This window comes from Agromyces sp. Y182, from assembly GCF_059445385.1.
In genome coordinates this window covers 2,399,285-2,418,310 of record NZ_JCAIUF010000001.1, presented here as the reverse complement: position 1 = coordinate 2,418,310, position 19,026 = coordinate 2,399,285, and the positions used below count along the sequence as shown (strand labels likewise).

At 70.1% G+C, this 19,026-nt stretch carries 11 protein-coding genes; 7 read left to right on the top strand and 4 right to left on the bottom strand.

The window, feature by feature from the left end:
* Nucleotides 1-23 precede the first annotated feature (23 nt).
* From AC1C2R_RS11160 to AC1C2R_RS11150, 3 genes are read left to right on the top strand one after another with little or no spacing between them, the layout of a single operon-like run.
* Nucleotides 24-1,193: a M24 family metallopeptidase gene (locus AC1C2R_RS11160; RefSeq protein WP_495380401.1), complete on the top strand. Its 1,170-nt coding sequence runs from the start codon at nucleotides 24-26 to the stop codon at nucleotides 1,191-1,193.
* Complete coding sequence (locus AC1C2R_RS11155; RefSeq protein WP_495379941.1) at nucleotides 1,193-2,428, top strand: M20 family metallopeptidase; 1,236 nt, start codon at nucleotides 1,193-1,195, stop codon at nucleotides 2,426-2,428. Before AC1C2R_RS11160 ends, AC1C2R_RS11155 begins: the two co-directional genes overlap by 1 nt.
* The gene (locus tag AC1C2R_RS11150) at nucleotides 2,425-3,843 is read left to right on the top strand and encodes an MFS transporter (RefSeq protein WP_495379940.1); all 1,419 of its coding nucleotides are present in this window, start codon (nucleotides 2,425-2,427) and stop codon (nucleotides 3,841-3,843) included. The genes AC1C2R_RS11155 and AC1C2R_RS11150 overlap by 4 nt, the downstream gene beginning before the upstream one ends.
* Nucleotides 3,844-4,090: 247 nt before the next feature.
* Here AC1C2R_RS11150 and AC1C2R_RS11145 read toward each other — a convergent pair whose 3' ends face one another.
* Both AC1C2R_RS11145 and AC1C2R_RS11140 read right to left on the bottom strand, forming a co-directional pair.
* The gene (locus tag AC1C2R_RS11145) at nucleotides 4,091-4,891 is read right to left on the bottom strand and encodes an SDR family oxidoreductase (protein ID WP_495379939.1); all 801 of its coding nucleotides are present in this window, start codon (nucleotides 4,889-4,891) and stop codon (nucleotides 4,091-4,093) included.
* A gap of 340 nt (nucleotides 4,892-5,231) precedes the next feature.
* Entirely contained in the window at nucleotides 5,232-7,574 is a 2,343-nt protein-coding gene (locus AC1C2R_RS11140; RefSeq protein ID WP_495379938.1) for an ATP-binding cassette domain-containing protein, read from the bottom strand.
* Between the two features lie 123 nt (nucleotides 7,575-7,697).
* On the opposite strand from AC1C2R_RS11140, the gene AC1C2R_RS11135 reads away from it, so the two are divergent.
* Nucleotides 7,698-9,323 carry a molybdopterin-dependent oxidoreductase gene (locus AC1C2R_RS11135; RefSeq protein WP_495379937.1) on the top strand — a complete coding sequence of 542 codons (1,626 nt, stop codon included), beginning with the start codon at nucleotides 7,698-7,700 and terminating at the stop codon, nucleotides 9,321-9,323.
* Here AC1C2R_RS11135 and AC1C2R_RS11130 read toward each other — a convergent pair.
* Nucleotides 9,304-12,393, bottom strand: a complete 3,090-nt coding sequence (locus AC1C2R_RS11130) for a putative Ig domain-containing protein (RefSeq protein ID WP_495379936.1) — start codon at nucleotides 12,391-12,393, stop codon at nucleotides 9,304-9,306. The two genes, AC1C2R_RS11135 and AC1C2R_RS11130, sit on opposite strands and share 20 nt — an antisense overlap.
* 829 nt (nucleotides 12,394-13,222) lie before the next feature.
* Here AC1C2R_RS11130 and AC1C2R_RS11125 point away from each other — a divergent pair.
* The gene (locus AC1C2R_RS11125) at nucleotides 13,223-16,849 is read left to right on the top strand and encodes a TM0106 family RecB-like putative nuclease (protein WP_495379935.1); all 3,627 of its coding nucleotides are present in this window, start codon (nucleotides 13,223-13,225) and stop codon (nucleotides 16,847-16,849) included.
* A 112-nt stretch (nucleotides 16,850-16,961) separates the two neighbouring features.
* Here the strand turns inward: AC1C2R_RS11125 and AC1C2R_RS11120 are convergent, their stop codons facing one another.
* Entirely contained in the window at nucleotides 16,962-17,396 is a 435-nt protein-coding gene (locus AC1C2R_RS11120) for a YdeI/OmpD-associated family protein (RefSeq protein ID WP_495352541.1), read from the bottom strand.
* Between the two features lie 68 nt (nucleotides 17,397-17,464).
* Between AC1C2R_RS11120 and AC1C2R_RS11115 the strand changes: the two genes are divergently transcribed.
* The gene (locus AC1C2R_RS11115) at nucleotides 17,465-17,740 is read left to right on the top strand and encodes a glutaredoxin family protein (protein ID WP_495352540.1); all 276 of its coding nucleotides are present in this window, start codon (nucleotides 17,465-17,467) and stop codon (nucleotides 17,738-17,740) included.
* Nucleotides 17,741-17,970: 230 nt separating this feature from the next.
* Nucleotides 17,971-19,026: a FecCD family ABC transporter permease gene (locus AC1C2R_RS11110; RefSeq protein ID WP_495379934.1), complete on the top strand. Its 1,056-nt coding sequence runs from the start codon at nucleotides 17,971-17,973 to the stop codon at nucleotides 19,024-19,026.

Sequence of the window (19,026 nt, the reverse complement as noted above, 5' to 3'; positions counted from 1 at the left end):
GCGACCTCGAGACCCGAGGAGTCATTGCGATCGAAGAATTCGCCGGCCGAATCACCGCCACCAGGGCACGAATGCGCGATCACGCGTTCGACGCTCTCGTCGTCGTGGATCCTGCCAACATCCACTACCTCACCGGCTACGACGCGTGGTCGTTCTACATGCCGCAACTGCTCTTCGTGCCGGCCGTCGGCGAGTTGCTGCTCATCACCCGGCACATGGACGCCGTCGGCGCCCACCGCACCGCCGCCCTGACCGCCGAGCAGATCCTCGGCTACCCCGAAGACCTCGTGCATCGCCCCGACCGGCATCCGTTCGACTGGGCGGCCGACCGGTTGCGAGAACGCGGCCACGCCGTGCCGATGCGCGTCGGCTACGAAGGCGAGGCCCATTTCTTCACCCCGCGCGCGTTCACGACCCTGTCGCGACGGATTCCCGAGTGGCGCTTCGACGACGACCTCGACCTGATCGGCTGGGTGCGGCTCGTCAAGTCGCCGGCCGAGCTGGCACTCATGCGCTCGGCAGGTCGCAACGCGAGCGCCGCGATGGCCGCCGGCATCGATGCCGTGCAGGTCGGTGCGCCGCAGCACGACGTCGCCGCCGCCATCCAGGCCGCACAGGCCAGAGGTGTCGAAGGCGCCGAAGGCGACTACGCGGCGATCGTTCCCCTCATTCCGACCGGAGAATCCGCCGACACCCCGCACCTCACCTGGAGCGCGCGCCGATTCGCATCGAACGAGGGCGTCTCGCTCGAACTCGCCGGCGTGCATCGCCGCTACCACGCGCCGCTCGCGCGCACCGTCTCCCTCGGGCGCCCCTCACGCGAGCTCGACCGGGTGGCCGGCATCACCGCGGAAGGGCTCGATCTCGTGCTCGGTGCCATGCGACCCGGGGTGAGCGTGCGCGACGTCGTCGGCGACTGGGCCACCCTGCTCGCCCGGAACGGGCTCTCGAAAGCGTCACGTCTCGGCTACTCCATCGGCATCGGCTACCCGCCCGACTGGGGAGAGCGCACCGTGAGCATCCGCGACGACGACGACACCGTGCTCGAGGCCGGGATGTGCTTCCACGTCATCGCCGGCATGTGGATGCGCGACTACGGCTGCGAGCTCAGCGAGTCCGTCGCGATCACAGGCGACGGCATCGAGATCTTCACGGATGCACCGCGAAAGCTGATCGTGAAGGCGGCACCATGATGAACGACGAGACGGGCGGGAACCCGCAGGTCGACGCCGCGATGGCGCTGATCGACGATGCGACGATCGTCGCCGACACAGCCTCGCTCATCGTCGCGGCGAGCGAGAACCCCGGCGGCACCGAGATCCAGGCGGTGCGGATGCTCGAGGGCATCGCTTCACGGCTCGGATTGCGCACGAGACGCACCGAGGTCGCGTCCGGCCGCTCGAACCTCTCGATCAGCATCGGCCCCGACGAACCGGGAATCCTCTTTCTCGGTCACTCCGATGTCGTGCCGGGCGGCGACGGATGGAGCGGCTACCCGTTCACCCCGCGAATCGCGGACGGCAGGATCATCGGCCGGGGCGCAGCCGACATGAAGGGCGGTCTCGCGTGCGTGCTGCAGGCGATGGGGGCGGTCGCATCCGTGAGGCCCGACCTCCCCGTCGAGCTGATCGTCACCGTCGACGAAGAGGACCTCGCGACCGGAATCCTCGCCTACCTCGAGAGCGCAGCGCCGCAACCGTACTGGGCCTGCGTCGTCGCCGAGCCGACCGACCTCGCGGTCGTCGTCGCCTGTCGCGGTGCCGCCAACTTCGAGATCGAGATCCGCGGGCGGGCGGCCCACGCAGGGCGGCCCGAAGACGGGGTGAGCGCCATCGCGATCGCAGCCCACCTCGTCGAACGGATCGGCGACGACCACCGGCGCATGCGCGCATCCACCGCGGGTCGCCTCGGATCCGGCACCTGGAACGTGGGCCGGATCGAAGGCGGGCACGGCACGTCGATCGTGCCCGACCAGTGCACCCTGCTCGTGGATCGGCGGCTGATGCCCGGTGAGCGGGCGGCCGATGCCCACCTCCTGCTCGAGCAGCTGGCAGCGGAGGCATCCGTCGACGGCTCGACCGTGGTGGTGCGCACCCTCATGGAGATGCCCGGGTTCGAGACGGCAGTGGAGCACCCACTCGTCGCCAGTGTCGTGGCGTCTCTGGCGAGCGAACGGCGCGAAGCAGGCATCGAGGCGTGGACCGCTGCCTGCGAGGGCGGCTTCATGCATGCCCACCACGGCGTGCCGACCGTCATCATGGGCCCCGGGGATGTCGCGGGGCAGGCGCACCAGCCAGATGAATCCGTGGCGATCCACGACCTCGGCACCGCGGCCCGCGCCTATGCGCGCCTGATGCTCTCGCTCGCCGACGACCGCATCTCCCCGGTGTTCACCACGCACGCATCGACGAGCAAGGAGTCCGAATGACCGACCACAGCGCTTCACCCGGCGAGCACGCCGATCCGCCACCCATCACCCGCCAGATCGATCTCACCCCCATCCAGCAGAAAACGGTGAAGAAGGCCGTCCTGGGGGCGATGGCCGGCAACGCCATCGAATGGTTCGACTACGGGATCTACGGCTACCTCACGGGGTACCTGAGCAGCCAGATCTTCGGCGACACCGAGAACGCCCTGCTCTGGACCCTCTTCGGCTTCGCGGTGTCCTTCCTCGTGCGCCCCATCGGCGGTGCGGTGCTCGGCCCGCTGGGCGACCGGATCGGACGGCAGAAGGTGCTCGTATTCACCATCTCGCTCATCTCGATCTCGACCGCGTGCATCGGGCTGCTGCCGACGTTCGACATGATCGGCTGGTGGGCGCCCGTCCTGCTCTTCACGCTTCGCATCATCCAGGGCTTCTCCGCAGGCGGCGAGTATGCGGGCGCGGCCGTCTACATGGCCGAGCACGCGCCCGACAACCGTCGCGGATTCTGGGGGTCGTTCCTCGAGTTCGGCACGCTGCTCGGGTTCTCGGCGGCGGCGATCCTCGTCACGGTGATGCAGTTCACGCTCGGCGAGGAGTTCATGGCGGACTGGGGATGGCGCATCCCGTTCCTCATCTGTCTCCCCCTCGGCGCCATCGCGTTGTACATGCGCTCGTCGCTGCGCGAGTCGGAGACGTTCGAGGAAGCGCACCGGAAGGACACGAGCACGAGCGCGTGGCAGACCCTCGGCAACCTGCTGCGCACCCAACCGAAGCAACTGCTGAAGATCATGGGCCTCGTCGTGCTCATCAACGTCGCGTTCTACACGGTGCTCACGTACATGCCGACCTACCTGACCAACTCGCTCGATATGGATGCCACGACCTCAGGGCTCATGCTGGTCGCCGTGCAACTCGCGATGATGGCCGTGATCGTGCCGTTCGGGGCGCTCACCGACCGCATCGGCCGGCGACCGTTGCTGCTCGTGGCCTCTGCCGGCTTCATCCTGCTGTCGATCCCGGCCGTGGTGCTGCTCGACACCGGAAACCTCGGGCTGCAGTTCGTCGGCATCTCGATCTTCGGGCTGTTCCTCGTGATGCTGCTCTGCAACATCTCGGCGACACTTCCCGCGTTGTTCCCGACGCCCGTGCGCTTCGCCGGATTCGCGCTCGGTTACAACGTCGCGACGTCGATCCTCGGCGGCACGGCCGGCCTCGCCAACCAGGCCCTCATCGATGCGACCGGCTCGAACCTCGTACCGGGCGTCTACCTGACCGTCGCGGGCATCATCGGGTTCCTCGCGGTGCTGACGTTCAACGAGACCGCCGGCCGCTCGCTTCGCGGTGGTGTGGTTCCCGGTGATGACGACCAGGCGCGCATCGCGCGCGGTGAGGTGCTCGTCGGCAAGGTGCACGCCTAGGAATACACGCTCACGTTCACCCGTTCGAATCGGCCGTCTGCCCCGAGCGTTCGTGCGCGCCCACCCTGCGGGCTGAGTCCGGCCTGGGGGCTGAGTCCGGCCTGAGGGCTGAGTCCGGCCTGAGGGCTGAGTCCGGCCTGGGGGCTGAGTCCGGCCTGAGGGCTGAGTCCGGCCTGAGGGCTGAGTGTGACTGAATCCGCCGGCTCGGACGCTGCGTCCCGCGTGCCGACGCCCCGCGCGGCGGGGATCAGCTCGGGTCGGCCCAGCTCCAGATGTCGTCGCCGCGGATCGAGGCGTCGGCACCGCCGTCGATGTAGATCGTCTGGCCGGTCACGTGCGTGTTCTCCTCACTCGTGAGCCACTCGAGCAGCCGTGCGATCACGACAGCGTCGGAGTGCCCGTTGAGCGGCATCGGCACGGCGGCGTCGACCATGGCACGGCCTTCTTCGGTCGCGAGGAGCGACGCCGTCATCGGCGTCACGACCGTGCCGGGAGCGACGGCGTTCACGGGGATGCCGGCACCCGCGTAGCGCGGCGCGATCGACTCGCGGCGCACCCAACGACTGAGCGCACGCTTCGACGAGGGGTAGTTGAGGTAACCGGCCTCGGGCCCCTGCGCGGCGAGTGCTGCGCCGATCTCGAGCGCCTTCGCCTCGTCGCCCGCGAGCAACGCGTCGACGAGCTCGGGCGAGTTCGGTTGCAGGCTCGCCATCGAGCTGACGACCGCGATGCGCGGCGCGTCGGCGTTCGAAAGCGTCGGCGCGAGCGCGTCGAGGAATCCGGTGACGCCGAAGAAGTTCACGGCCACGGTGAGCGGCACGGGCGCCGAGATGCCGGCCGCCGCGATGATCGCATCGATCCGACCGCCGGATGCCTCGACGACCGCCGCCGCGGCATCCGCCCTGCCCTCGGGCTTCGAGAGGTCGGCGGTGATGTCGGCCCCCTTCAGGTCGACGCCGATCACGCGGTGGCCGTGCTCGGTGAGGAGGGCGGCCGCGGCCGCCCCGATGCCGGATCCTGCTCCGGTGATGACATAAGTTCTGCTCATGTCTTCGACGTTACGCCTGGTCTGATGCCGCCCGCTTGCAGATCAGATCGACCTGATTCCCGGCTGTGAGGCTCGCGCTGCTCAGAGGGTCGTCGTCGGTCACCCTTCGCCTGAGGCCGAGGCCGGAGCCACCTGGGTGAGCCTCGACCGCGACTTCGCACGCTTTCCCGGGGTGAAGTGGTGATCACCGCTGAACTGCAGCCACCGCTCGGTTGAGCATCGGCCGGGCACCTCGGCGGCCGGGCACCTCGGCGGGCCTGGCACTCCCGGGGTCGAATCGCGACATCCGGATGCGATCCCGCACGTGATTCTGTCGCGAAACGACCCCGGGAACGGGGGCTCAAGCCGCGACGTAGGCCGCGAGGTGTGTGCCCGTGAGCGTCGCGGCGTCGGTGACCGCAGCCTCGACGAGCGCCCGAGGCGTGCCTTCGAAGACGATGCGCCCACCATCGCGCCCGGCACCGGGGCCGAGGTCGATGATCCAGTCGGCGTGCGCCATGACGGCCTGGTGATGCTCGATGACGATGACCGAATTGCCGTCGTCGACGAGGCGATCGAGCAGCGCGAGCAGACGATCGACGTCGGCCAGGTGCAGGCCCGTCGTCGGCTCGTCGAGCACGTAGACCGTGCCCGACTTCGCCATGCTGATCGCGAGCTTGAGGCGTTGGCGTTCGCCGCCCGACAGCGTGTTGAGCGCCTGCCCGAGGCCGAGGTAGCCGAGCCCGACGTCGGAGAGCCGCTGCAGGATCGCCCGCGCGGGCCTCTCGGAGAGGTACTCGAGCGCCCCGTCGACCGAGAGCGCGAGCACCTCGGCGATGTTCAGGCCGTTGAGGCGATACTCGAGCACCTCGGCGGTGAACCGCTTGCCGCCGCACTCTTCGCACACACTCGAGACGGTCGACATGGGGCCGAGTTCGACGAACACGAGCCCGATGCCCTTGCAATTGGGGCAAGCGCCCTCGGAGTTCGCGCTGAAGAGGGCGGGCTTCACGCCGTTCTCTTTCGCGAAGGCCTTGCGGATCGTGTCGAGCAGCCCCGTGTAGGTGGCCGGGTTCGAGCGGATCGAGCCGCGGATCGGCGACTGGTCGACGACGACGACCTGGTCGCGCCTCGGCACGTTGCCGTGGATCAGCGACGACTTGCCCGACCCTGCCACGCCCGTGACGACCGTGAGCACCCCGAGCGGCACGTCGACGTCGACCCCGGTGAGGTTGTGCTGGCGGGCGCCCCGGATCTCGAGTGCGCCGGATGCCGCTCTGACCTCGTCGCGGAGCTTCGCCCGATGGTCGAGGTGCCGGCCGGTGAGCGTCTCTGAGGCCCGCAGCCCCGCGAGGTCGCCCTCGAAGCAGATCTGCCCGCCCCGGGACCCGGCACCCGGCCCGAGGTCGACGATGTGGTCGGCGATCTCGATGACCTCGGGCTTGTGCTCGACGACGAGCACGGTGTTGCCCTTGTCGCGCAACTGCAGCAGCAGCCGGTTCATGCGCTGGATGTCGTGGGGATGCAACCCGACCGTGGGCTCGTCGAACACGTAGGTGACATCGGTGAGCGCCGACCCGATGTGCCGGATCATCTTGACGCGCTGCGCCTCGCCGCCCGAGAGGGTTCCGGAGGGTCGATCGAGACTCAGGTAGCCGAGGCCGATCTCGACGAACGAGTCGGCGTTCTGCCGCAGGTTCGCGATGAGCGGCGCCACGCTCGGGTCGTCGATGTCGGCGATCCACGCGGCGAGATCCGAGATCTGCATCGACGAGGCATCCGCGATGTTGATGCCCTTGATCTTCGACGAGAGTGCCTCTTGGTTGAGGCGCGCCCCACCGCACTCGGGGCACGCCGTGTAGGTCACCGCACGATCGACGAACGCGCGGATGTGCGGCTGCATCGCGTCGCGGTCTTTCGCGAGCAGGCTCTTCTGCAGCTTGAGTACGAGGCCCTCGTAGGTCATGTTGATGCCCTGCACCTTGACCTTGACGGACTCCTTGTAGAGGAAGTCGTGCAGCTCGGCCTCGGTGTAGTCGCGGATCTTCTTCTCGGGGTCGACGAAGCCCGACTCGGAGTAGATGCGCACCATCCACCCGTCGGCCGTGTAGCCCGGAATCGTGATCGCGCCCTCGGCGAGCGACTTGTCGCGGTCGAAGATCTCGTCGAGGTCGAGGTCGTTGACCTCGCCGACGCCCTCGCACCTCGGGCACATGCCGGCCGGCACGTTGAAGCTGAAGTGGAAGCTCGGACCGACGTAGGGCTGCCCGAGCCGGGAGAACAGGATGCGCAGCAGCGCGTAGGCGTCGGTCGCCGTGCCCACCGTCGATCGCGAGTTCGCGCCCATGCGCTCCTGATCGACGATGATCGCGGCAGAGACGTTGCGCAGGCTGTCGACCTCGGGCCGCGGCTGCGTGGTCATGAACCCCTGGATGAACGTGGAGTACGTCTCGTTGATGAGGCGCTGCGACTCGGCCGCGATGGTGCCGAACACGAGGCTCGACTTACCCGAACCGGAGACGCCCGTGAACACGCTGAGCCGCCGCTTGGGGATGTCGAGCGAGATGCCCTTGAGGTTGTTCTCGTGCGCCCCGCGCACCTGGATGACGTCGTGCGCATCGGCGCTGTGCCCGGCGGCGGTGTGGTCGGTCGCGGTGTGCCCGGCGGCGGTATGGTCGGCGGCGGTCTGGTCGGTCGCGGTCATGCGGCTGCTCCCCTCGGCGCGGGCGCGCGCCCGCGACTCACGATTCTGACACGAGCCGGTGACATCCGGGCGAGCGGATGCCGCGTGCAGCCGTTGCCGGAACGAGACGCGTACGCTGTGCGCATGCCAGAGAAGAGCGGCCCCGCGCGCGGGTGGCTGTTGCCCGCCGCCGCCGGCGTTGCATCCATCGCCTTCGGAGCCGGGGTCGGAGAACTCGCCGCCGCGGTGCTCGCACCCGCCTCGAGCCCGTTCGTCGTGGTCGGGGCGCTCCTCATCGATCTCGCGCCGGGTTGGGCGAAAGACGCCGCGATCGGCCTGTTCGGAACGGGCGACAAGGTCGCGTTGCTCGTCGGCATCGGGCTCGTGCTGCTCGCCGCCGCTGGAGCGTCCGGAGTGCTCGAGGCTCGGCGACCGCCCTGGGGGCAGGTGCTCGTCGGACTCATCGGCGTGGCCGGCGCGGTCGCCGCCTCGACCCGCGCGAACGCGCCGATGCTCGCGATCGCGCCGTCGGCCCTCGCGGCGATCGCGGCGGTCATCGCACTGCGGCTGCTCGTGCATCGGCTCCCGGCGGAACCGGAACCCGCCGGTCGAGCGGAACCCGCTGGTCGAGTAGCGAGCGCCAGCGAGCGTATCGAGACCCCCGATCGGCCAACCCCCGGCCGAGCAACCCCCAACGTGCACGTCGACCGCCGCCGATTCCTCGCCTGGACCGGCGGCGCCGTGGCGCTCGGCGCGCTCGCGGCACTCGGCGGCTACGCGCTGCAGGCCGGCACCCGCGCGGTGACCGCGGTGCGCGACGCGATCACCCTGCCGAAGCCCGTCGCCACCGCAGCCGTGCCCGCGGGCGCCGAACTCGGCATCGACGGCCTCGCACCCCTCATCACGCCGAACGCCGAGTTCTACCGCATCGACACCGCCCTCGCAGTGCCCGCCGTCGACCCGGCCGGCTGGAGCCTGCGCATCCACGGCATGGTCGACCGCGAGGTCACGATCACGTGGGACGAGCTGCTCGCGCTCCCCCTCGACGAGAGCATCACGACGCTCGCGTGCGTCTCCAACGAGGTCGGCGGCGACCTGATCGGCAACGCGGTCTGGCTCGGCTACCCGATTCGCGAGCTGCTCGCGCGCGCGGCGCCGACCGCGGACGCCGACATGGTGCTCTCGCGCAGCGTCGACGGGTTCACGGCGTCGACGCCGATCGCGGCGCTCACCGACGACCGCAACGCGATCCTCGCGGTCGGCATGAACGGCGAGCCGCTGCCCGCCGAGCACGGCTTCCCGGTGCGCATGGTCGTGCCAGGGCTCTACGGGTACGTCTCGGCGACCAAGTGGGTCGTCGACCTCGAGGTGACGCGGTTCGACGAGGCATCCGCCTATTGGACCGAGCGCGGCTGGAGCGAACGCGGACCCATCAAACTGCAGTCCCGCATCGACGTACCGCGCCCGGGGCAGTCGCTCTCGGCCGGCGCCGCCGTGCTCGCCGGAGTCGCCTGGTACCAGCACGTGGGCGTCGACGGCGTCGAGGTGCAGATCGACGACGGCGACTGGCGCCCCGCCGACCTCGCGACGGCGATCTCGGACGACACGTGGGTGCAGTGGCGTTTTCAGTGGCCGGATGCCGCGGCGGGCTCGCACACCGTGCGCGTACGAGCCCTCGGCGCCGACGGTGAGGTGCAGACCGCGAAGCGCCAGGGCGTCATCCCCGACGGCGCGACGGGCCTCGACGAGATCACCGTCGAGGTGCGCTGAGCGTCACCGCCCGGATCCGGCGACGACGCACGAGCAGCAGCCCGGCTCCGAGCGCGAGCACGATCGCGGCGACCACGGCCATGGGCTCGAGCTCGAAACCCGTTCGCGCCAAGGGCGTCAATGCCTCGTCGGCCGAGGTGTTCGGGGCTGTGGGCTCCGGGTCGGCCACGGCGGCGGCGAGCACGATGATCTCGAAGTCCGCCGAAGCATCCTCACCGACGCCGTTGCCGGCGACCACCGTGAACGCGGTCGTTCCCGCTTCCGTCGGAGTACCCGAGATGACGCCCGTGGCCGCGTCGAGGCTCAGCCCGGGCGGCAGCACCTCATCGCCCGCCGCGAGCGGTGCGACGAGCGGTGCTGCGAGAGATGCGGCATCCGTGACCACGACTGCGGCCGTGGCCGTGGCCGCCTGCATTGCCATCGCCGAGGCCATCGCCGCCGCCGCCGCCGCCACGACGCGGCTCGTCGCCGAGAACGTCGGCGCGGGGTAGCCGGTCGCCTCCACCGTGAACGAGTACGCCGAGCCGACCGTCGCCGCCCCGGGCGCGGTCGTGGTCGTGGTGATCGTCGGCGCGGCCGGAGCGCCATCGACGGTGAGGGTGTAATCGGCGGTCGCATCCGTTCCGACGCCGTTGCCTGCAGCCACGGTGAATGTCGCGGCCCCTGCCGAGGTGGGGGTTCCCGCGATGACGCCCGTGGTCGCATCGAGGGTCAACCCCTCGGGCAGCCGCCCCTCGGTGATCGATAACGTGGGAGCCGGGTTGCCGGTGGCGACGACGGTGAACGAGTACGCCGAGCCCACGGTCGCGGCACCCGGTGCATCCGAGGTGATCAGGGGGCCGGCGTTCCAGGTGACGTCGTCGATCTGGAAGTGCGGCACCCAGATCCTCGACGTGCCGAGCGCACGGAACCCGATCTCGATGCGGCTCACCGCACTGCGCGCGGGCCAATCGGACACGTCGAGGGAGAGTTCGTTCCACATGTCGCTCGAGATCGGAACGGTCTCGGTCAGCTCGTCGCCGTCGGCGCCCGTCAGCGTGACGGTCGCCTCGTAGTCGACGTTGCCGCCCAATCCGCCCCACGAATCGACGTGCGCCACCAGCTCCGTCGCCAGTTCGAGATCGAGCGGATGCGGCGGCTCGACGAACACCGATCGCATGGCATCCGCGGGTACGGCGGCCGAAGTGGCATCCATCACCCGCTTTCCCGAGAACGGAGTCCTCGGTCCGTTCGCGAAGCTGCCGGCCCACTCCACGGCCCCGACACCCGAACCAGCCTGCCAGCCCTGGAATCCGTCTTCGAAGTCGTAGATCGAGAACGTCTTGGTCAGCGGCCTCGTGTCACCCGGCGCCAGTGCTGACGAGGCGATGAGCGGCAGCGAGATGCTGTTGGCGATGCCCTGCTGACCCGCGACGTTCGCGTGCGTGCCGTCTCCCGTGTCGTACGGCGGGAAGATGATGTTCGGGTTCGCCGGATCCTTCAGCACCTCATCGAAGTCCAGCAAACCATCGCACATGCCCGAGCAGTTGCCGGAGTTCCTGACGAAGGCATTGACGGCGCTGCGCTCGACGTTCTGCTGGGTCGTATATGAAGGCCGCGGGGTGATCGGCGTGACGAACACGGTGATTCCGGCGTCCCTGAGCCGCGCGAAGATGTTCCGATAGCTCGCGAGGATCGTCGCGCTGCTGCAGTTCGCCGACAGGTCGTTCGTGCCGTAGTAGAAGATGACCGCGGTCACTCCGTGGAGTGCGAGCACGTCGCGCTCCACCCGGTTGACGCCGTCGTTACCGCCGCCGGCGCAGCTCGGAGCACTGGTCGTGCCGGCGATGCCCGCGTTGGCGACCGCGAGCTGCGCATCGGCCGGGAGCTCGCTGTTGATACGCCGCGCCAACTCATCCGACCAGCGACGATCCGTGCCGGTCGCGGTGCATCCGGGCCCGCAGTTCTGGCTGCCCTCGCCGTCGACGACCGAGCTGCCGTACGGCACGATGGTGCCGAGCAGTTCGGTGTTGTGCACGTCGACGGCGCTCACGAGGTAAGTCCAGGCCATCTTCTCGGCGAACGGTGCGCCCGAGGCATCCGTCACCTGGTTGCCCGACCCTGTGGCGGAGACGTAGTTGTCGCGGTAGGGGTAGCTGTGCAGGCTCGGCACCGTGGGCGCAATGACGTACATGCTCACCGCGATGTCGTCCTGCGCGGTCGTCTCGAGTTCGACGGTGTCGCTCCAGACCTCGCCGCCGACCGGAATGGTGACGCTCGGCAGGCCGGCGAACGCCAGGGTCCGACTGGTCCCGGGCACGGTCGCCGCGCCCGTCGCGCTCAACGCCACCGCGGCAGCATCGATCGTGATCGGCGCGGCACCGTACTGGTTCTGGAAGCGGAATCGAAGCGCGTCACCGCCCTGGCTCAGATGCGTGATCATGCGGAAGGTTTGATTCGTGAACGTGATGCCCGACCGCCGATCCTGCGACTGCGCCCACGAGGTGAACCAGTCATCGGTCGCTGCGGCGGCGCGGGGCGCGGGCGCGTCGGCTGGCGTGGAGGCTGGGTCGGCAGTGGCGGGCGCGTCGGCTGGGTGCGCGGGCGGGTCGGCGGCGGCGGGCGCGTCGACGAGGTGCGCGGGCGGGCCGGCAGTGGCAGGCGCGTCGACGAGGCGCGCGGGCGGGCCGGCAGTGGCAGGCGCGTCGACGAGGCGCGCGGGCGGGCCGGCAGTGGCAGGCGCGTCGACGAGGCGCGCGGGCGGGCCGGCAGTGGCAGGCGCGTCGACGAGGCGCGCGGGCGCCTCGGCGACGGCGGTCGCGGAGTTGGCGGCGGTCGCGGACTTGGCGGCGGTTGCGGACTTGTCGGCGGTCGCGGACTTGTCCGCGGTCGCGGGGTCCGGGGCTTCGACCCCGGCGGCAGCGACGGGCTCGTCGATCTCGGAGGTAGCTGCAGTCGCTTCGGCCTCGGCGGCGGCCGGCGCCTCATCCGCTGCGGCTGCCGCCGGCGCGGCGCTCCCGAGCGCGAAGAGTGTCAGTGCGAGCGCCAACGAAGCAATCGGGCGGCCGAGAGAACCCAGAGTTTCGCGCATTACAGTCCTATCGTCGTTGACGGAGTGCAGAGTTGAATCGTTTCAACAAGAGTTTGAAATGATCCTATTGGAATTCCTGCGAGCTGCACAAGCGTTGGCCCGTCGCCTCGACCGCTGCGGCACTCGGCGATGTCGTCGTCAAAGCCCGCGAAGCAGTCGGCAGCGCGCCCTCCGGATGCGGAAAGTTGCGCGAGCCGATTCGCTCCCGGGGTGCATCCCCGCCAAATCCACGCGAGAAACGCCGTCGTTGTGACGGGAAAGCACCCCCGGAACGGATGTGGAGGGGCGCGCGAGGCGGAGCGGGAGCAGCGCGGGGCGGGGCCGGAGCAGCGCGAGGCGGAGCGGGAGCAGCGCGGGGCGGGAGCAGCGCGAGGTCACTGTTCGCCCCGAGGAAGTCGTTCCACGCCACACCGACCACCCAACTCTTCAGCACTCACCTCTGCAGCATCCGATTCGCTCCGGGGGTGCATCCCCGCCAAATCCACGCGGGAAACGCCGTCGTTGTGACGGGAAAGCACCCCCGGAACGGATGTGGAGGAGCAGCGCGAGGTCGGGCGGGAGCGGCGAAGCGGGGCGGGAGCAGCGCGAAGCGGGGCGGGAGCAGCGCGAGGCGGGGCGGGAGCAGCGCGAGGTGCGGTGCCTCCCTCGCGGGGTTGCGGTGCCTCCGGCGTGAGGGCAGTGGATGCCGCGGCATCCGTGGGTTCATCATGCGCGATCACCCATGGTTCGCGATTCATCCGATCGACTTGGCGGTCGACGCATCCCTGCCGGCCTCGGATGTCGGCGGCGGCAGCTACGGTGAAGTCCGGAGACGACGAGAGGACGCCCGATGTATCTGGTCGACGGTTCGGTCGTCACGAGTGCGAGTGATCTGAAGAAGGCGTCCGAGTGCGAGTTCGCCTTCCTGCGCGCGCTCGACGCGAAGCTCGGCCGCATCGAGAAGGTGCCCGACCCCGAAGACGCGATGCTCGAGCGCTCGGGTCGGCTCGGCGACCAGCACGAGCACCGTGTGCTCGAGACCTACCGTGCCGAGCTCGGCGACGGCGTCGTCGAGATCGAGCGGCCCGACGTGCGCGATCCGGCCGCCGTCGCCGCAGCGGTCGAGGCCACACAGGCTGCGTTCGCCGCGGGGGCGCCCATCGTCTTCCAGGCGACCTTCGCCGACGAGGGGTTCATCGGGTTCGCCGACTTCATCGTGCGTCAGCCCGACGGCCGTTACCTCGTGCAAGACTCCAAGCTCGCGCGCCGGGCCCGTGTGACGGCGCTGCTGCAGCTCGCGGCCTATGCCGAGCAACTCGAACGTACGGGCGTGCCCTGCGCCGACACCGTTGAACTGCTCCTGGGCGACGGATCGACGAGCGTGCACCGCCTCGCCGACATCGCCCCCGTCTACCGGCTGCGCCGCGAGCGGCTCGAGCAGATCGTGGCCGACCGGCTCGCCGAGGCCGGCCCGGTCGCCTGGGGCGACCCGCGCTACGCACTCGACGGTCGCTGCCCGACATGCGACCTCGAGGTGCAGGCGCACCGCGACGTGCTGCTCGTCGCGGGGCTTCGGGTCACTCAGCGCGCCGCCCTGTTCGACGCGGGCATCACGACGATCGATGCGCTCGCGGCATCCTTCGGCCCGGTGCCCGGTGTGCTCGACGCGACCATCGAGAACCTGCGGGTGCAGGCGCGGCTGCAGCTCGAGGCCGAGGCAGCCGAAGTGGCCGCCGATGCCTCGGGGCTCCGCTCCCCCGACGACCCGCCACTGCCCCCTCCGGTCGTCGTGCGCGATGCCGCCTCGCTCGCCGCGATTCCCGAGCCCGACCCCGGCGACCTCTTCTTCGACTTCGAGGGAGACCCGCTCTACACCGAGGGCGCGGCCGACGACTGGGGACTCGACTACCTCTTCGGCATGGTCGACACGGCCGAGCAGTTCACACCGCTCTGGGCGCACTCGTTCGCCGAAGAGCGGGTCGCGCTCGTGCAGTTCCTCGAGCTCGTGGCGCTGCGCCGTGCGGCGCACCCGAACATGCACATCTACCACTACGCGAGCTACGAGCGTACGCACCTGCTCACGATGGCCGCACGCCACGGCGTCGGCGAGGCCGCGGTCGACCAGCTGCTCGCCGACGGCGTGTTCGTCGATCTCTACCCGATCGTGAAACGCGCGGTGCGGGTCGGCAGCCGCTCGTACTCGATCAAGAAGCTCGAGCCGCTCTACATGGGCACCGAGTTGCGCGAGGCCGACGTGAAGTCGGGCGGCGACTCGATCCTCGAGTACGTGCGCGCTCGCGAGCTGGCCGCCACGGGCGAGACCGACCCCATCACCGGGCTCGTCGGTGCGGCTGCCGCCCAGCACGTGCTCGACGATCTCGCCGACTACAACCGCTACGACTGCGTGTCGACCCTGCGGTTGCGTGACTGGTTGCTCGGGCTCGCGCGCGGCGCCGGCGTCGAACCGGTGCCCGAGTCGCTCATCGTCGAATCGGCGAAGGCCGCGGGCAAGGTCTACGAGCCCTCCCCGCTCGCCGTGCACCTGCAGGCCGTCGCCGGCCCGCCCGACGACCCCGACCGAGACGCCGACCACACCGCGCTCGCGCTCGCGGCGGCCGCGATCGACTATCACGACCGCGAGGCGAAGAGCTTCTGGTGGTCGCACTACTTCCGCGTCGAGCAGCCGCTCGAGGCCTGGGAAGACCACCGCGACGTGCTCGTCGTCGACCCCGCGGCATCCGCCGTGGTGCAACGCTGGTACCGCGAAGACCACCACCGAGTCGATCGGCGGCACGTGCTGCTGCGCGGTCGCATCGCGCCGGGCTCGCGGTTCAGCGTCGGCGGCGAGCCGATCGCACTCTACGAACCGCCGGCGCCGTTTCCGAGTCAATCACTGCGCCCCGGTTCGCGAGCGTGGCATTCGGTGCGGGTGCTTGACGTGCTCGACGACGGAGTGCTCATCGAAGAGACCGCGGTCGCCGGCGTCGCCTGGCACGAGCTGCCCTTCGCTCTCGCACCCGGCACGCCCCCGCGGGCCGGGCGACAGCAGGGCGCGATCCTCGAGTGGGCGCAGCGGGTCGACCGCGCCTTCCCGCTCTGGCCGGCAGACCCCGCCGTCGACGTACTGCGGCGCATCCCACCGCGCACCCGCAGTGGCCGCGGACTCGTGCCGCTCGGGCCCGACCACGACTACGTCGGCGCGGTCACCGCGTCGCTCCGCGACCTCGACGACTCGTACCTCGCGGTGCAGGGCCCGCCCGGCACCGGCAAGACCTATCTCGCCTCGCACGTGATCGCCGCGCTCGTGAGCCGGCACGCGTGGAAGATCGGCGTCGTCGCCCAGTCGCACGCGGTCGTCGAGAACGTGCTCGATGCCGTCGTCGCGGCGCGCCTCGACCCAGAGCTCGTCGCGAAAGCGCCGAAAGACCCGAAAGATCCCGGCGGGCACGAGTACACCTTCATCGCGAAGAACGGCGTGGCCGAATACACGGCGGCTCACGAGACATCCGGCTACGTGATCGGCGGCACCGCGTGGGACTTCTCGAACGACAACCGCGTGCCGCGCGGCTCGCTCGACCTGCTCGTCATCGACGAGGCAGGCCAGTTCTCCCTCGCCTCGACGATCGCCTCAGCGGTCGGGGCGCGCAACCTGCTGCTGCTCGGCGACCCGCAGCAGCTGCCGCAGGTCAGCCAGGGCAACCACCCCGAACCGATCGACACCTCGGCGCTCGGCTGGATCACCGACGGCCACGACGTGCTACCGAGCGAGTTCGGCTACTTCCTCGCCGAGAGCCGGCGTATGCACCCCGCGGTCGCCGAGCCGGTCTCGCACCTCTCCTACGAGGGAGAGCTGCACTCGCACCCCGTGGCCTCGCAGCGCATGCTCGACTCGGTCGCGCCCGGCCTCACCGCGCTGCCGATCGAGCACACCGGCAATACGACCTCCTCGCCCGAAGAGGCGCTCGCGGTCGTCGAGCTGGCGAAGGCCCTGCTCGGGCGGGAGTGGGTCGAGTCGGTCGGCTCCGTCGAGTCGGTCGGCTCCGTCGAGTCGGTCGGGTCCGGCGGGTCGGTTGGCCCAGCCGCGTCGGCCGGGTCGGCGGGTGCCGCGGCATCCGCTCGTTCGCGCCCACTCACCCAGCGCGACCTCATCGTCGTGACGCCGTACAACGCGCAGCTCACCGTCGTGCGCGCGGCGCTCGACGACGCCGGGTTCACCGAAGTGCCGGTCGGCACCGTCGACAAGTTCCAAGGTCAAGAGGCCGTCGTCGCGATCGTGTCGCTCGCCGCCTCATCGGCGGCGGCAGCGCCTCGTGGCGTCGAGTTCCTGCTGCTGAAGAACCGCCTGAACGTGGCGATCTCGCGGGCGAAGTGGGCGGCGTACCTGCTCTACTCCCCGGGGCTGCTCGACGCCCTTCCGTACACGCCCGAAGGGGTGGCGCAACTCAGCGCGTTCGTCCGTCTCGTCGGCGCGCGCTGACCCGGGTCACGAGAACAGGCACCTGCCCGCGGAAGAGACCGCGTGTACCTGTTCTCGGCGCACCCGGCGGGTCATCCTGTTCTGGGGAACGACCACGCCAGACCGCGGCGGCTCAACCGCCGGACTTGGCGACGATGCCGTCGATGCGCCGCTGCCGCGTCTCAGCGGCCTTCGCGCCCTCGACGGCTGTGACGTGCGCCTTCTTCGCGCTCGGCGTGAGCGCGTCGAACGCGGCTCGCGCCCCTGGCGCCGCCTCGAGCGCAGCCGCGAGATCGGCCGGCACCTCGACCGTGCGCGGCGCCGTGTCGACCTCGAGGTCGACCACGATCGCATCACCTCCGCCGATGCCCGTCGCCGCCCGCTTGTCGGAGCTGAACGAGATCATGAATCTGCCGCCCATGACCGCGACCGTGTTGCGATACTCGTAGCCGTTCACCGTGACGACGACGGGTGGCTTCTTGCCGGCGCCGAGCGCCTCGATCACCTCGGGCGGCACCTCGATGCCGGTGTTGTTGCCGTCTTGGGACATCGTGGTCTCGAATCGCATGAAGCCGAGTCTGCCACCGGCATCCGATGCTGGGAATACTGCACAGGGTACCCACGTAGGTTATGGATATGACTTCCCCTGCTCCCGATCTGAACCCCGCCCGCGTCACGATGTACGGCGCGGAGTGGTGCGTCGACTGCCGCCGCTCGAAGGCACTCCTCGACCGCCGCGGCGTCGACTACGACTACGTCGACCTCGAGACCGTGCTCGACGGCGCCGACCGGGCGAAGGCGATCAGCGGCCGCACGCAGATCCCCGTAGTGGTCTTCCCCGACGGTACGCACTTCACCGAGCCGACCGACGCCGAGCTCGCCGCGAAGCTCGACGAGGCCGTCGCCGCGTAGACCGGTCGGCCCGCCGCCCCGGGGTCTTCTCCGCTGCGGGGTCTTCTGCGCCCCACGGTTCTTCTCCGCCCCACGGTTCTTCTCCGCTGCACGGTCGTTCTCCGCCGCGCGGTCAGGCGGATCCGGCTTGGGGCACGCGCGTCGCCGTGTCAAACTTAGGCAATGCTTACCTCAGTACAGTCGTACGGCGTTCGCCGTAGTGCGGGCCGAACTCACGCCCGTGCAGAACCGTGCTGAGCACGAGGTCGAGAGCCGCGCTCCCGACTCACTCGCCGCGACCCGAACACTCGCCGACCGACACGCACCGCACCCGGCGTTTCATCGCGATCGGCGCCTCGCTGGCGGTACTCCTCCTCGTCGTCGCCGCGAGTCTCGCGTTCGGAGTGCGATCGATGGCGGTCACCGAGGTGTGGCAGGCGATCATCGCACCGGTACCGGGCGACGCCGATCATGCCGTCGTGCGTGAGCTGCGGATTCCCCGCACCGTCATCGGCCTGCTCGCCGGCGTCGCCCTCGGCGTCGCCGGCACCCTGATCCAGGGCGTCACCCGCAACCCCATCGCCGATCCGGGCCTGCTCGGCATCAACTCCGGCGCATCGCTCGCCGTGCTGCTCTCGATTCAGGTGCTCGGCGTCTCATCGCCGTTCGGGTTCGTCTGGTTCGCGTTCGCAGGTGCCGCCGCGGCATCCGTCGTCGTCTTCTCGATCGGCCACGCGAAGCCGGTGCGGCTCGCCCTCGTCGGCGCGGCGGTCACCGCGTTCATCACCCCGCTCATCACTCTCGTGCTGTTGGGCGACATCGACGCCTTCAACCAGTACCGGTTCTGGGCGGTCGGCTCGCTCACCGGGCGCGGTCTCGACACGGCCGCGGCGCTGTGGCCCTTCCTCGTGGCCGGCACAGTGCTCGCCATCGTGCTCGCGCACCGGCTCAACGGCCTCGCGCTCGGCGACGACATCGCGCGGGGGCTCGGCCAGCGAGTCGGCACGACCCGGGCCATGGCTGCGGTTGCGATCGTGCTGCTCACGGGTACGGCGACCGCGCTCGCCGGGCCGATCGCACTCGTGGGCCTCGTCGTTCCCCATGCCGCACGTCGCCTCGTCGGCAGCGACTACCGATGGATCGTCGCTGCCGCGGTGGTGCTCGGCCCGATCATGCTCCTCGCCGCCGACGTCATCGGGCGGCTCGTCGCCGCACCGGCAGAACTCGAGGCCGGTGTCGTCGCCGCCCTGCTCGGCGCCCCCGTACTCATCGCCGTCGCCCGCAGCCGCACCGTGGCGGGGGTGTGA